Source organism: Pyxidicoccus trucidator (genome assembly GCF_010894435.1).
Lineage (GTDB): Bacteria > Myxococcota > Myxococcia > Myxococcales > Myxococcaceae > Myxococcus > Myxococcus trucidator.
Genome location: NZ_JAAIXZ010000001.1, coordinates 646530 through 660720, shown reverse-complemented (window position 1 = coordinate 660720; position 14191 = coordinate 646530). Strand labels below are relative to the sequence as shown.

The following is a 14191-nucleotide window of genomic DNA, read 5'->3' as shown; positions in this document are numbered from 1 at the left end:
TCGGGTACGGATCGCTCCTTGCTAAGGAGCACTGGCTGAAAGGAGTCACCATGACAATCGCTCGTTTCGCTTCTGCCTTCACCCTCGGGGCCTTCCTCTTCCTGAGTCCCGAGGCGCAGGCGCAGTCCAACAACAACCCTGACAACCCGGAGTGCCTGGGTAACAGCTGCGGCGCGCCCCAGGAGGTGGGTGGTGGTGGTTGTGGCTGTGGTGGCGGCTCCGTCTGGGTGAACTACACGGACGATGGCGACACGCTGTCCTACACCGACGACGCGGACGGCGACGGCCGCGCGGATGACCGCGACAACTGCCCCTTCGTCTCCAACCGCGACCAGACGGACGACGACGGCGACGCGGTGGGCAACGCGTGCGACAACTGCTCCACGCTCTCCAACTTCCAGCAGCGCGACGCGGACGGTGACGGCCGCGGCGACGACTGCGACGCGGACCAGGACAACGACACCGTCGCCAACGCGGCCGACAACTGCGCGCTGGTGCCCAACAAGGACCAGAGCGACCTGGACACCGACGGTGCCGGCGACGTCTGTGATTTGGACGACGACAACGACGGCATCAGCGACGGCCAGGACAACTGCCCGCGCCTGTCCAACCCCAGCCAGGTGATGCCGACGGACGGCAGCCAGTGCCGCGTGGACGCGGACGGCGACAACATCTCCGACAACGGCGACAACTGCCCCGGCCTGGCCAACCCGGACCAGGCGGACGCGGACGCGGACAACCAGGGTGACGCGTGCGACGCGGACATCGACGACGACAGCGTCCTCAACGCGCAGGACAACTGCCCGGCCGTCCCCAACCGCGAGCAGCTCGATGACGACCGCGACGCCGTCGGTGACGCCTGCGACACGCGCTACTGCCTCGTGCTGGACCAGGCCCGTCCGGACGACTGCCTGGACCCCAAGGCGCCCTTCACCGTCAGCGGTGGCGGCTTCCTGACCACCGAGAAGACGGGCGAGCCGATGCGCCCGCCGCTCTTCGCCAACCGCAACGGCGCGGCCATGGAGTACAAGTGGACGGTGGTGAAGCGCCCCGAGGGCTCCAACGCGGTGGTGGAGAACCCGCAGGGCGCGGTGACGCTGAGCCGCGACTGGCAGTACACCTACGTCGACGGCAGCGTTCCCTTCTTCACCCCCGACGAGGAGGGTGAGTACGAGCTGCAGGTGACGGCGCGTCTGGCCTTCGCCGACCGCGTCTTCCCTGACCAGCGCGTCTCCACCTCCAGCGTCATCGTCCGGGTGGGCAAGGGCTCGGGCGACGGCCCCGCCTGCAGCTCGGTTCCCGCGGGCTTCAGCGCGACCGCGCTGGGCGCCGCCCTGCTCAGCGTGCTGATGCGTCGTCGTCGCCGCCAGCAGTAACATCGCAGCCCTCATGCCAGGAGGTCTCATTCGTATGCGCCGCCTCGTTCGTTTCCCGCTTCTCGCGGCGGGCCTCCTGGCCACCGGCCTGCTTTCCTGTACCGACTCGCTGCTCGAACCCCGGGCGGAGGCGAAGACCCAGCTCGATGACCGGCTGACGCTTCAGGGGCGGGTGTGTACGCGCCCGCCCAACCCCTCCGGCTTCCCGGTGAAGGTGGTCGTCGTCATCGACGAGTCGGGCAGCATGTGCATCTCCGACCCGCCCGGCTCGCAGCTGGACAGCGGCTTCTGCCAGCGCGCGGAGGTGCAGGCCATCATCCCTCCGGGCGTCACCGAGCCCGCCCGCGTGCGCGCCCTCAAGCGACTGGTGGCGCAGTTCCGCCAGGTCAACGCCCAGGGCGGCAACGTGCAGCTGTCCGTCGCCCCCTTCGAGACCAACGTGCGCAACGTCTGGCCGCCCACCACCGTGGGCAGCCGCTTCGCACGGCCCGACAACAACATCGACACCTACATCGAGGGCCTGCAGAGCCAGCTCGGCAAGGGCACCGACTACCAGGGCGCGCTGTCGTACGCGTACAGCGTCATCGCCAGCGACATCAACGCGGTGGCCCAGTCCAACCCGGAGCTGCTGCCGCGCACCCGGTACGTCGTCGTCTTCCTCACCGACGGCACCCCGTACCCGCGCTGCTCCGCCACCGACAACCTCAGCGTCTACGCCAACCCGGACAGCCCGGACCTGACGTGGGCGGACTCCCTCGTCGACTTCTGCAACGCCACCAACACCACGGATGTCATTGATGGCTTCGAGGTGGGCACGGACCGCAACCAGAACTACCAGCTGTTCAGCTACGTGCGCCGGCTGATGGAGCTGAAGGACCAGTACAACGTGGGCGACGTGCGCATGCACACGGTGCTGCTCTTCAACCAGGAGGCGGTGCGCGCCTGCGGCCCCATCTGCCAGGAAATCTACGGCATCTACCCCGGCGTCGAGCAGGCCCGCTACCCGGAGGCCGCGAAGAAGATTGCCGCGTGGCTGCTGCGTCGCTTCGCGGAGATGGGCAACGGCGTCTACCAGGAGTTCAACGACACGGGGGAAATCTCCAACCTGGGCCTGGGCGCGCTGGACTACTCGTCCTTCGCCTCGCGCAACGTGATGAAGTCGCTGGTGGTCGAGTCGCTCAGCTCCGCCCCGGGTGAAGAGGCGCGGGTGCTGGACAGCGACGGCGACGGCGTGCCGGACTCGCTGGACAACTCCTTCACGCTGAAGACCAACACCTTCCTCGCCGACAGCGACGGCGACTGCCTGGAAGACGGCTTCGAGGCCCGCCGCGAGGACCAGGGCTTCCAGGCGAGCAATGACCTGGACGCGCGCGGATGCGACCCGGCGTCCCCGCTCACGCGCAACTGCGTGTGCCGCGACACGGACGGTGACGGCCTGTCGCAGTTCGCCGAGGACTACCTGCGCACGCGCACCGGAATCGTGGACAGCGACGGCGACGGCGCCCCGGACCGGATGGAGGCGCGCTGGGGCTTGGACCCGCTGGAGCCCAGCGTGGCGGGCCTGGACACGGACGGGGACGGGCTGCCGGACGACGTGGAGCTGCGCTCGGGCACGGACCCCACCCGCAGGGACCGCGCCTTCTACGAGCGCTACGGCTACCAGTACGAGACGCGCATCGCCGAGGTCCGCCCGGACGGCAGCATCTGCTACGACTTCACCGTGTCCAACCTGCAGCTCGTCACCCCGCCGGACCGCGCGGGCGCGAAGCAGGGACACAACCTCTACAAGGTGTGGTTCGCGGAGGCGCCGGAAAGCGGCGTGTCCACCGACTACGGCGTGTGGCGCGCCTCCTGCGCCTGGGCCCAGTACGCGCCGCCCAGCGTGCGCGTCCCCGCCGGCCCCGAGCTGTCCCTGACGGATGCGGACTTCCGCCGGCCCGACCAGCTGAGCAACCCGTGGAACAACCAGAACGACTGCGTGGGAACGCCGCCCTCGGGCGCGCAGGGGGGCAACCCGTGAGCGGCGCCGGACGCGCGTTGGCGTGCGCCCTGGCCGCGCTCGTGGTGGTGGTGGCCTGCACGGACTCGTACCTCTATGACCCGCGCCGCGACGCGGAAGTCCCGGTGGACCGGGCCGTGGCCTTCGAGGGCCGCTTCTGCACCGTGGGCAGCAACGAGGTGGTGCGCCCCATCAAGCTCGTCGTCGCCATGGACGCCTCGCAGTCCATGCGCGTGAGCGACCCGGACGGCACGCGCGCCAACGCGCTGGTGCAGCTGATTGAGAACCTGCCGAGGGACCCCGAAGTCTATATCGCGGTGGTGCTCTTCGCCGGCAGCACCACGGCCTTCCTCACCCAGGCGCCGGGGAATCCGCCGGAGGACGGCTTCGTCCAGGTCTCCACCATGGACGACGCCACGCGCCGCCAGCTCACCGAGCAGCTGCTCACCTTCCGCAACCCGGACAACTCTCCGAACCGGGACTCGACGGACTTCGTCAAGCCGCTGTCGGACATCTACTCGCTCATCAACACGGACATCGCCCGCAGCCGGCTGGAGCCGGGAGGCGCCCAGGCGCTGGCGCAGGCGCGCTATTCCGTCATCTTCCTGTCGGACGGCAAGCCCACCAACGACCAGGACGACGAGCTCATCCAGGGTGACGCGGTGGTGCGCATCCGCCAGCTGCGGGACCTGGTGGAGGACGTGCGCGTCAACACCGTGCACGTCTTCAACCCCACGCAGCCGGTGGGCGGGTGCGACATCGCCGGGGACGGCGGCTGCCCGCTGCTCATCATCAATCAGAACGCGGATCGGCTGGAGCAGATGGCCAACCGGGGCGGCGGCAACTTCCGCGACTTCCGCAACAACGAGCCCATCAACTTCCTGGACTTCACCTTCGGCCAGGTGCGCCGCTCCTTCATCGTGAAGGAGGTCATCGCCAGCAACTTCTCCGCGCCCCCGGGCAGCCCGCCGGACGAGGCGGACACGGACGGGGACGGCCTCACCGATGCGCGCGAGGCCGAGGTGGGCACGGACCCCAACCTCGTGGACACCGACACGGACGGCTTCAGCGACGGCGTGGAGGTGTACTTCCGCGAGCGCGGCGTGGACTTCAACCCCACGCAGATTCCGCTGCCGGACGGCGGCGGGCTGGACAAGGGCTGCCCCCCGGCGCTGCGCGCGGAGGACTCGGACTGCGACCGGCTGCTGGACTGCGACGAGCAGTTCATCGGCACCAACGCCAACCTCGCCGACAGCGACCGCGACGGCGTGCCGGACGGCGTGGAGTGGCGCGGCGGCACCCAGGGCGCCAGTGACGATTTGGACGAGGACCCGGACAGCGACGGGCTGACGAGCCGCGCCGAGTTGCGCCTGCACACGCGCCCGCTGGAGGTGGACACCGCGAACCTGTCGGTGGACGGCTACCGCTACTCCTTCGAGGCGGACGGCGCCCCGGATGCGGACGGCCGCCAGTGCTACCGCCTGCGCGTGGACAACGTCCTGCTGGCGCCCACCCAGGCGGACGCGGACGACGCGGGCGTGGTGCAGCGCGGAGCCGGCTTCAACGACTTGTCCCTGTCCGTGGCCATGGTGCCCGCGGACGACCCCACCGCGCGCACGCAGGTCCGCACCTTCCGCGTGGACACCGTGCGCTACCCGGTGGGCGGCATCAAATCGCCCGCCGACGGCATCATCCGCGTGGAGCCCGAGATGTTCGTCGACGGCTGCCCCGGCCGCGTCGACGTGCCCCAGACGCCTTGAGAACCCAAGCCATGCCCACCCAAGTCCGACTGCTGCCGCTCGCGCTGCTCGCCCTCGTCGCCTGCTCGTCCGGAGGTGAGGACGAGGAGACGGACGCGGGCACCAACCCGGTGGAGGACCTCTGCAACACCCGCGAGGAGGCGCTGACGCTGGCCGAGTGCGAGCTGAAGCCCGGCGAGCCGCTGGAGCGCTTCCTCGCGCAGGCGGGCGAGGTGAAGGCGGGGGACCAGGACTGGTACCGCATCGTCCTGCCCGCCGACACCAGCGCGCGCACGCTGCTCAACGTCAACGGCGCCTACCTGGCCGCCAGCACCGCGGTGAATCTGTCCGTCACCGTGCTGGAGCCCCTCGCCAGCGGCAGCGACTCGGCCCTGGTGAAGAAGGAGGACAAGCACGGCCAGGGCGCGCCCCGGCCGGTGGACATGGTGCTGCCGCTGCGCGAGGACCTGAAGAGCAAGACGCTGCTGGTGCTGGTGCAGGACTCGCCGGACGTGGTTTCGCGGCCCAACTACGACGCGAAGAGCCGGTACCGGCTGACCATGCAGATTGCCACCAACCCGGACACGCACGAGCCCAACGACGTGCCGACGGCGGCCACCCCGGTGACGCTGGCCTCCGAGGCGGGGCAGTTGGTGGGCACCGCCACGGGCTACCTCGCCACGGACAACGACGTGGACCACTACACCTTCGCCCTCACGGCGGGGAAGGTGGCGTACGTGCGCCTCGTCGCGCCCAACCAGGAGTTCGTCCCCAACTGGCGCCTGGCCTACGAGCTGCGCCGCCCGGGCTTCGCGGAGAAGGAGGACGAGGGCCAGGTGCCTCCCCAGGTGCGCGGCGGCGAGCTGGCCACGGCGCGCAAGGTGCAGCAGACGGGCACGTGGACGCTGGTGGTGAAGGGCTACCGCGGCACCGACGACAAGGACACGGCCCAGGGCGACCTGCGCCAGCGCTACGAGGTCGAGGTGCGCGTCATGGACGAGGAGGACCCCCAGGACCGCACGGCCCCGACCAATGACACCATCCAGGGGGCCACGGCCCGCAGCTTCGAGGGCTCCGCGCCCGGCAGCGCGGGCGCCACGACGTCCATCACCGGCCGCCTGGGCTACAAGGCGGACCGGGACTGGTACTCGGTGCGGCTGCCTGCCTCCACCGTGCCCACGGTGCTGCGCTACCGCGTGGTGCCCCTGGGCACGGGCGGACGCTTCCCGCCGCTGCCGGGCACGCCGGACCGGCTGGTGCAGGTCGTCACGCTGGTGTCCAAGGGCGCCAACCTCAACGAGTGGCGCACCTCCTGCCTCAGCGACGTCACCGCCTGCCCCAAGGGCTTCGGGGAGAACCCGGACGCGCGCCAGCTGGTGGAGGGCTACTGCACCCGCACGGACCTGCCGGCGCCCATGTGCACGCACTCGTACCGCGAGGAGGTGACGGCCAACTCGCGCTTCGCCAACCTGAGCAACCTCCGTGGCCAACTCCCCGTGCCCGCGCACGCCGCCGCCGTCACGTACTACTTCTTCGTCCAGGACGACGGCACCAACTGGGCGGATGACCGCGACTACCGGCTGGAGGTGGACTGGCAGGCGGAGGACGCGGACGAGCTGGCGCGCAACCCCGGCGCGGCCGAGGTGCCGGTGGCCCGCACCCTGGCGTCCACCACCGCGTATCCCGCGCCCCCGGACACCGCCGAGTTCTCCGTGAGCGGCCAGCTGTCGCACGGCTTCGGCCGGCTGCGCAGCGGCAATGACCGCGTCAACGGCCTGGGCGTGCGCGGCCCGGCGGACTACGACGCGGTGCCCTCGGACGTGGACTCGTACCAGTTCCAGCTGCCCTCCGTGGCGGCCCCCGAGGACCGCGCGTGGCTGGTGCAGTGGGAGGTGGAGAAGCTGGCGGACGGTGGCACGCCGCACGGCCTGGCGCTGGACCTCACCTTCTGCGACGGCGACTCGCCCGATGCCGGCGCGGGCATCTGCGCGCCGGTGACGACGGGCAGCCGCAACGGCTCGCTGACGCTGGGCTACCGCTCGGACGCGCTGCGCGCCTGGCACACGCCGAGCAGCGCCTCGGTGAGCAGCCTGCAGCCGCAGTACACGCTGGAGGAGCGCCCGAACTCCACCGTCGTCACCCTGGCGCCGTACGCCTGCGGCTGCCTGGAGCGGCGCTTCATCCGTGGCGGCACCATGCGGGTGGACGTGTCGGCGGCCGAGCGGCTCGACTACGAGCGCGTCAACTACACGCTGCGCACCGGCTACGGCGCCTATCCCCAGAGCTACGCGCTGGACGGCGGGGCCAGCGCGGCCTGCCCGGCGCCGGTGCAGGACGGCGGCACGACGCTTCCGGACGGGGGCGTGACACCCCTCGGCTGGGCCGGCGGCTGCGTCTTCACCCGCCAGCCATGAGCGCGGTGGCGGTAGGGCGGGAGCTTCGGCTCCCGCCTGTCACGCCGGACTCCGGCCAGGACTCAGGGCTGGACGCCCAGGCCGTTGAGGCCGATGACCTTCTCCGGCGTGTTGGCCGCGTTGGACTTGATGGTCAGCGTGCCCGTGTACTCCACGTCGTCCGTGGGCCGGAACTCCACCGTGATGAAGGCCCGCTTGTACGTCTCCAGCGCGAGCGGGGTGCCGGGGGTGAAGCCCTCCGGCAGCACCACCTTGAACTGCGACGGGGCGGACAGGGTGATGTCGGTGATTTGCAGCGTGCCCTCGCCGCGGTTCTCCAGGACGAGCGAGTTGTAGCCCACCTGTCCGACGAAGGTGCCGCTGTTGAACTCGCGGTTGAAGGCCATCTCGTCGCGGTCCGTGAAGAGCTGGGGCGTCGTGGGAATCTCGGCCTCATTCCCACAGCCGGCCAGGGCGAAGAAGATGATGGGGAGCCACCGGGTACGCAGTCGCATGAACGTCCACTCCTCGGATTGAGGGTCAGAGAATGACGTCGTTTGTAACAGTGTTTCAGCGCAAGGCCCAGGTGGCCGCGGGGCTGTTCTTCGCGGTGTTCCTGGGAGCATGTGGGGACTCGCGCGAGGACTTCATCGGCCCGCGTGTGAAGGACACGTGTGATGCGTCCTGGCCCGTATGCAGCCGCGTGGCTGGCTGCATCCTCGGCACGGAGAGCTACTCGGAGGGCCGCTTCCCTGGTCGCGGGCAGTTCATCGTCCAGGTGCCGGAGGCCGCCACCGTGAAGGTGCGCTTCTACCTGGAGGACGTGACGTCGGCGGGCGAGGAGACGGTGGTCCTCTTCCATGAAGAGGGCTGCCGGGCCCGCACGCGCGAGGCCTCGGACGGGCGCGCGGTGCTCGACACCATGGAGAAGTTCGGCGAGTTCTCCCGCGAGGCGGACCTCACCGGCGTGGGAGACCACCTCATCGAGTTCGAGTCCGACATGCAGGCGCGCTACATCGTGAAGGTGGACGTGTCGCCCCTGCGCAACCGGTAGCGCGCCCGTCAGCCCTTCAGCGCGCGCACCAGGTGATTCGCCACGCGGAAGCTGTTGGCCGCAATGGTGAGCGTGGAGGGCACGCTGCCGCCGGTGGGCATGAAGCTGCCGTCCACCACGTAGAGGTTGGGCACCTCGTGGGCGCGGCAGTGCTTGTCCAGCACGGACGCCGCCGCGTCGCTGCCGAAGCGGCAGGTGCCGTGCTGGAGGATGGTCGTCTCGCCCGAGGTGCTCCCGCGCTTCACGTCGTCCGGGTCCAACCGCAGCAGGACTTCCTCGCCGCGCTCCACCAGGAAGCGCGTGGCGGCCAGGTCCATGGGGTGGCGCTCCACCGTGATTGCGGCCACGGGGATGCCGAACTTGTCCTTCACCCCGTCCTCCACGGACACGTAGGTGCCGGGCGTGGGGAGGAACTCCGCGTAGACTTCGAACTGGAGGATGCGCGAGTCGCGGTACTCCCGCATCTTGTCCTTGAGCGCCTTGCCGAAGAGGGCGCCCTTTCCGGTGCCGGCCAGCCCCACGGCCGCGTGGATGGGGTTGGGGTGCGTCCACATGAAGCCCAGCGTGCCGCCCTTGCGGAAGCCGTAGCGGGCGTCGGGCATCAGGTAGAAGTCCTGGAGGCTGCGGTTGACGAAGGGCGCCGGGTCCTTCAGCCACGGGCGCGCGGCGGCCTGCTTCGTCACGCGGAAGGTGGCCTGCGACTCGCCGAAGGAGCTGAAGATGAGGTTCTTCCCCACCAGCCCGCTGCCGTTGGCCAGCCCGCGCGGGAAGCGGCTGGAGGTGGAGTTGAGCAAGAGCCGCGCGCTCTCCACCGCGGTGCAGGACACCACCACCACCTTCGCCGGCTGCTCACGCGTCACGCCGTCCGCGTCCAGGTAGATGACGCTCCGCGCGCGTCCCTGCTTGTCCACCTCCACGGTGCGCGCCATGCAGCCGGGGCGCAGCTGCACGTTGCCGGTGGCCAGCGCGGCGGGGATGAGGCTGGCATTCGTCCCGCTCTTGGCGCCCGTCTCGCAGCCGTAGCTGCCGCACAGCGCGCAGTACGAGCACGGCGAGCGCCCGCGGTAGGGCTTGCTGAGGATGCCGCGCGCGGTGGGCAGCGAGTGCCAGCCCATGGCCGTGCAGGCCTTGTCGATTTCCCCCGCCACCGGGTGCACGTCCAGCGGGGGCAGCGGGTAGGGCCCCGAGCGCGGCTCCGCGAAGGGGTGGGGCACGGCCTGGCCTGACACGCCCAGCTCGGCCTCGGCCTTGTCGTAGAAGGGCGCCAGCTCCTCGTAGGAGATGGGCCAGTCCGCCACCGTGCTGCCGGCCACCGCGCCCAGCGTGGAGCGCAGCCGGAAGTCCACCGGCTTGAGCCGGTAGAAGAAGCCGCTCATGTGCACGGTGCCGCCGCCCACGCAGTTGGCCGTCCACGCCGCGGTGGAGCGCTCGTAGCGGCCCTTCGCGCCCTGGCGCACCAGGTGCGGCTCCTCCCACGGCAGCGGCATGAAGAAGTTCCGGCGGCTGTTCAGGATTTCGTCGTGGACGAAGTCCTGGGGGCGGTAGTGCCGGCCCTTCTCCAGCACCACCACCTTGAAGCCCGCGCGGCCCAGCTCCAGCGCCATGGGCGCGCCGCCCGCGCCGCTGCCGATGATGCAGACGTCCACCTCGGGCAGGCTCACTTGTGGACCCCACACTCGCGCAGGCACTTCGGCCCGTCATGGCCTTCCGGGGGCGCCATGGCCACGGTGCCCACGGTGTCGAACCCCATCAGCCGCCAGCCCACCTTGCCCTTGTTGCCGCCATAGGACGGGTCCCCGAGGTAGCCCTCCAGCGTCATGACGGTGAGCAGCTCGAAGAAGTGCGCCTCGCCGCTGCGGGGCGGGCTGTCCTTGAAGAGGGTGAGCAGCTCGTCCTGCTGCTCGGCGGTGAGGGCGGAGAAGCCCTTCTGGAACATGCTCTGCGCGCGGCGCTCCAGCGCGGCCACGCCGCTGAGGAAGTCGTCTCGCACGGGCTCCAGCTCCGGTGTCTGGAGGATGCGGTCGATGTAGACGGGCACGTCCGCGTCCACGGCGCCCGGGTCCTCGTCCCGGGGGAGGATGCGCTCGGCGGCGGCGGCCACCACGGCGTACTCGAAGGTTGAGAAGGTGTGCAGCGCCTGGCCGCTGGCCGTGGTGCCCAGGGGGCCCGGGTCCACGGGCGGCGCCTTGGCCTTCTCCTCGGAGCGCTTGCAGGCGGGGCCGAGCAGCACCACGCCTCCGCCAAGGAAGGACAGCCGCTGGATGAAGGAGCGCCGGGACAGGCGGCGCCGGGGGGAGCTCGCGCGTGGCATGGGGTGCGAGCCTAACCCAGCGTGGCGCGCGCCGCCGTGAAGATGAAACCCGCTCGGCTGCTCCCCTCGACGGCCCGCTGACGTAGGATGGCGAGACGTCGTACAGAGCCGACAACACGCAAGGAGAAGCACATGAGACGGCACGCCTGGGCACTGGGAATGGCGCTAGCGCTGGGATGCGGCAAGGACAACCCAGGCAACCCCGACGCGGGCAACCCCGATGCGGGTGACCCCAACTCTCAATCGCGCTTCACCCGGCTGGTGGTGGACTCGGACCCGAGCGAGTTCCACCTGATTTCCTCCATCGCCATGGCGGTGGGGCCGCAGGACCGCATCGGCATGGCGTACTTCGTCAAGCTGACCACCAAGACGAACGACGCCTTCGACTTCGAGCTGCGCTACCGCGAGTTCAACGCCGGCACGCTGGGTGCGGCGGAGACGGTGGCCAAGGTGCAGCGCGTGTACGGCGTGTCCCTGGCCTTCGGCCCGGACGGGCAGCCGGCGTTGACGTACCTGGGCGGTGGCAGTGACGACTCGACGTTCTGGTGGCAGAGCGACCTGGCGGTGGCGTACCGGAGCGCCAACGGCACGTGGACGCAGCGCATCGCCGTGACGCGCTCCAACCAGGCGCCTGGAGGCAACCCGGTCAGTGACAGCGGCTTCCTCGTGGGCCTCAACCCCTCCATTGTCTTCTCCGGCAATCAGGCCCTCGTTGCCTATCGCGACGGGCACCAGGGGCAATTCCCCAACCAGGACTGGGGCCCGAGCGACCTGGAGCTGGCCGTGGGCGGCCCCACGGCATGGCAGGCGCGCATGTTGACGCCGGGCGGGAATGACAAGCTGGGCTGGGGTGCGCACATCTCCCTCATCATGGCGGGTAACCAGCCTGCGTTGGTCCACGACAAGGCCGTCGAGGGCGCGATGGCCAGCGGCACGGACGTCATCTTCCAGCGGCGCAACACGGATGGCTCCACCTGGTCCGCGGCGGTGCGCGTGCAGGCGGTGAGCAACACGCAGCTCGGCGCCTCGGTGGCGTATGACGCGACGGCGGGCTTCGGCATCGCCGTGGTGGACAAGGTTGGCGACAAGCTCACGTACATTGAATGCGACGAGAGCTCGGCGACGAAGTGCACCGCGGCCAGCGACTGGTCCTCGCCGGACCCCGTGTACAACATCGGCACCGGCGGCTGGTACCCGTCGCTGGCGTTCGACCCGGTGAACCACGAGCCGTCCATCGCCTTCTACGTCTGCGCGCTGGAGTCCGGCCGCAACGACACCAGCTGCAACCCGGGTGACGACGAGCTGGTGGTGTCCACGCGCATCTCCGGCATCTGGCGCGAGCAACTGGTGGACGCGGGCGGCGGCTGGTCTCCCAAGCTGGCGTACCTGTCCAACGGCAAGCGCGTCATCATGTACCGGGCCCCGGTGGTGGCGCCGGACAGCGGCACCCTGAAGCTCGCGGTGGAGCAATGAGTCGGGCGACGCGGGCACTGGTGGCATGGGCGCTCGCGGCCCTGGCGTGCGGCGCGGGGCTGACGGCGTGCGGGCTGTCGGACAACGAGCTGTCCGGCAGCGTGTCGGAGCTCTTCCCGCTGGGGGACGTCTCCCGCGTGGAGGTGCTCCGCAACGCCGAGGCGCTCCAGGTGAGCTACTACCGGAACAACGAGCTGGACGTGGACCTGGTGGTGCGGCTCACCGTGGCCACCGAGGGGCTGGAGCTGCGGCCCGGCTCGAAGGTGGACCTCTCGGGGATGACGCCCTCGGGGCTGGCGCGCGCCACCGTGGTGCACCTCAACGCGGGCGAGCCCTCGCGGGTCTTCGCTCCGGTGGAGAACGGCGACCTCCAACTGGACGAGGGTGGCAACCCGGGCGAGACGACGCGCGGGGACTTCTCCATGTCCTTCCAGAAGGGGGACGGCTACGGCGCCGGCCGCAGCCTGGAGGGCACCTTCAAGGCCACGGCCGTGGATGCGCGCTTCGGCCCCGAGCCGGGGGAGATGCTGGACGCGGGCGTCCCTCCTCCGTGAGGTGTGGGGCTACCGCTCGGGGAGGACCTCCGGTTCTCGCAGTCCCGAGCGGAACAGCCACAGGAAGCCGCCGGCGGCGGCCAGCGAGATGCCGCCCAGCAGGGCACAGGCGACGTAGTCCGTTGCCTCCTTGAATTCGTACTGGAACATGGCGGCGGCGAGTGCGAGCAGCCACAGGCTCCCCGCCGTCAGGCCCAGGCCACCGATGACGAGCTTCAGCCACGCACCCGCCGAGCGCCGGGGCTCCCGGAGGTTCTCGAGCAGCCAGGGCGCCTCCTGCGGTCCGGTACTCCGCATGACGGCGCTCGCCGTGGCCACGGGGACGCTCGGGCCATTCATGACCAGGGGGGTCTGCTCGACGATGAGCTCTCCGGACATGGGGCCGAGCGCGGCCATGTGCGCGAGCTGCTCGGACTGGAGGGTGCGGTAGAGCTTGCGGCCCCACTGCACCTCGATGAGGAGCACGCCGAACGCGAGCACGGCGAAGTTCGTGTTCGTCATCAGGAAGGTGTCATAGGCGCCGTGCAGCAGGGTGGCCCAGGCGAGCCCCGCGGCGAGCAGGCCGAAGCGCTGCGACGACTCCTCGGCGAGCTTCGCGCGGCCGACGAAGGCGCCCATGATGACGCCGGTGAAGGCATGGCCCGGCACGGCGGTGATGGCGCGCAGAATCGCCACGCCCAGCCCGTGCTCGCTCACGTAGAGGATGTTCTCCAGCGTGGCGAAGCCCAGCGAGGCCGTGACGCCATACACCACGCCGTCCAGCGGCTCGTCGAAGGCGGGCTTGCGCCAGACGTAGAGGTACAGGACGAGGAACTTGAACACCTCCTCGGGGATGGCGGCGCCGAGGAAGGCCCGCACCAGCGCGGAGCCCCAGACGCCCACGGCGAGCGGCTCACCGAGCGCCTGGAGCGCCAGGGCCACGGGCAGCACGGGGGCGCAGGTGGCCACGCCGAGCAGGAACGTGCGGAGCAGCAGGCCATGTGGCTCCGGCCGCTGGTCCCTCGCGTAGACGTACCAGAACAGCAACAGGGACGGGACGACCGCTGAACCACCGAGCACCAACGCCGACATGGCGCGGCACGGTAGCAGGGGGGCGGGGCCCGGAGGAAACCACGCCCGGCCACTGCTGACGCGGTGCTGTTTGAAGACCTGGGGCGGGGCGCGGAGGAAACCACGCTCCGCAATCACCGACGCGGTGCTGTTTGAAGACCGGGGCGGGGCTGGCCCGGCGTTACGGGGAAGCTGGGAGCAAGGGACGGAGGAGTCCTGCCCCCGGGAGGAGTCGGAGGCGT

General features: G+C 70.4%; 11 protein-coding genes. 7 read left to right on the top strand and 4 right to left on the bottom strand.

The genetic code is table 11. The features are described from left to right. Positions 1-50 precede the first annotated feature (50 nt). The 4 genes from mtsC to G4D85_RS02840 are packed head-to-tail and all read left to right on the top strand — an operon-like array spanning position 51 to position 7528. Positions 51-1376, top strand: a complete 1326-nt coding sequence (mtsC, locus tag G4D85_RS02855; RefSeq protein ID WP_164007615.1) for a cell-cell cohesion MYXO-CTERM protein MtsC — start codon at positions 51-53, stop codon at positions 1374-1376. A gap of 34 nt (positions 1377-1410) precedes the next feature. Beyond that, on the top strand, positions 1411-3396 hold the full coding sequence (mtsD, locus tag G4D85_RS02850; RefSeq protein ID WP_164007613.1) for a cell-cell cohesion protein MtsD: 1986 nt from the start codon (positions 1411-1413) through the stop codon (positions 3394-3396). Next, a complete protein-coding gene (locus tag G4D85_RS02845) occupies positions 3393-5135 on the top strand; it encodes a VWA domain-containing protein (protein ID WP_164007611.1) in 1743 nt (580 codons plus the stop codon). Before mtsD ends, G4D85_RS02845 begins: the two co-directional genes overlap by 4 nt. Positions 5136-5146: 11 nt before the next feature. Then, positions 5147-7528, top strand: a complete 2382-nt coding sequence (locus G4D85_RS02840) for a hypothetical protein (protein WP_205525391.1) — start codon at positions 5147-5149, stop codon at positions 7526-7528. A gap of 62 nt (positions 7529-7590) precedes the next feature. Here G4D85_RS02840 and G4D85_RS02835 read toward each other — a convergent pair whose 3' ends face one another. Then, positions 7591-8022, bottom strand: coding sequence for a hypothetical protein (locus tag G4D85_RS02835; RefSeq protein WP_164007607.1), 432 nt, complete (start codon positions 8020-8022; stop codon positions 7591-7593). Between the two features lie 32 nt (positions 8023-8054). Here G4D85_RS02835 and G4D85_RS02830 point away from each other — a divergent pair, with 32 nt between their 5' ends. Further along, on the top strand, positions 8055-8561 hold the full coding sequence (locus tag G4D85_RS02830; protein ID WP_240359038.1) for a hypothetical protein: 507 nt from the start codon (positions 8055-8057) through the stop codon (positions 8559-8561). A gap of 8 nt (positions 8562-8569) precedes the next feature. Here the strand turns inward: G4D85_RS02830 and G4D85_RS02825 are convergent, their stop codons facing one another. Both G4D85_RS02825 and G4D85_RS02820 read right to left on the bottom strand, forming a co-directional pair. After that, entirely contained in the window at positions 8570-10222 is a 1653-nt protein-coding gene (locus tag G4D85_RS02825) for a GMC family oxidoreductase (RefSeq protein ID WP_164007605.1), read from the bottom strand. Beyond that, a complete protein-coding gene (locus G4D85_RS02820) occupies positions 10219-10872 on the bottom strand; it encodes a gluconate 2-dehydrogenase subunit 3 family protein (RefSeq protein ID WP_164007603.1) in 654 nt (217 codons plus the stop codon). The genes G4D85_RS02825 and G4D85_RS02820 overlap by 4 nt, the downstream gene beginning before the upstream one ends. 132 nt (positions 10873-11004) lie before the next feature. On the opposite strand from G4D85_RS02820, the gene G4D85_RS02815 reads away from it, so the two are divergent. Both G4D85_RS02815 and G4D85_RS02810 read left to right on the top strand, forming a co-directional pair. Then, complete coding sequence (locus tag G4D85_RS02815) at positions 11005-12345, top strand: hypothetical protein (RefSeq protein ID WP_164007601.1); 1341 nt, start codon at positions 11005-11007, stop codon at positions 12343-12345. Beyond that, positions 12342-12899, top strand: coding sequence for a hypothetical protein (locus G4D85_RS02810; RefSeq protein WP_164007599.1), 558 nt, complete (start codon positions 12342-12344; stop codon positions 12897-12899). The genes G4D85_RS02815 and G4D85_RS02810 overlap by 4 nt, the downstream gene beginning before the upstream one ends. Positions 12900-12908: 9 nt before the next feature. On the opposite strand, the gene G4D85_RS02805 is transcribed toward G4D85_RS02810, so the two are convergent. Continuing rightward, on the bottom strand, positions 12909-13970 hold the full coding sequence (locus G4D85_RS02805; protein WP_164007597.1) for a PrsW family intramembrane metalloprotease: 1062 nt from the start codon (positions 13968-13970) through the stop codon (positions 12909-12911). Positions 13971-14191 lie beyond the last annotated feature (221 nt).

Bases quoted from the DNA above. Each gene is read 5' to 3' on its own strand.
- G4D85_RS02810 (WP_164007599.1), top strand. From the start codon at position 12,342: ATGAGTCGGGCGACGCGGGCACTGGTGGCATGGGCGCTCGCGGCCCTG.
- G4D85_RS02835 (WP_164007607.1), bottom strand. From the start codon at position 8,022: ATGCGACTGCGTACCCGGTGGCTCCCCATCATCTTCTTCGCCCTGGCC.
- G4D85_RS02830 (WP_240359038.1), top strand. From the start codon at position 8,055: ATGACGTCGTTTGTAACAGTGTTTCAGCGCAAGGCCCAGGTGGCCGCG.
- mtsD (WP_164007613.1), top strand. From the start codon at position 1,411: ATGCGCCGCCTCGTTCGTTTCCCGCTTCTCGCGGCGGGCCTCCTGGCC.
- G4D85_RS02815 (WP_164007601.1), top strand. From the start codon at position 11,005: ATGAGACGGCACGCCTGGGCACTGGGAATGGCGCTAGCGCTGGGATGC.
- G4D85_RS02820 (WP_164007603.1), bottom strand. From the start codon at position 10,872: ATGCCACGCGCGAGCTCCCCCCGGCGCCGCCTGTCCCGGCGCTCCTTC.
- G4D85_RS02805 (WP_164007597.1), bottom strand. From the start codon at position 13,970: ATGTCGGCGTTGGTGCTCGGTGGTTCAGCGGTCGTCCCGTCCCTGTTG.
- G4D85_RS02840 (WP_205525391.1), top strand. From the start codon at position 5,147: ATGCCCACCCAAGTCCGACTGCTGCCGCTCGCGCTGCTCGCCCTCGTC.
- mtsC (WP_164007615.1), top strand. From the start codon at position 51: ATGACAATCGCTCGTTTCGCTTCTGCCTTCACCCTCGGGGCCTTCCTC.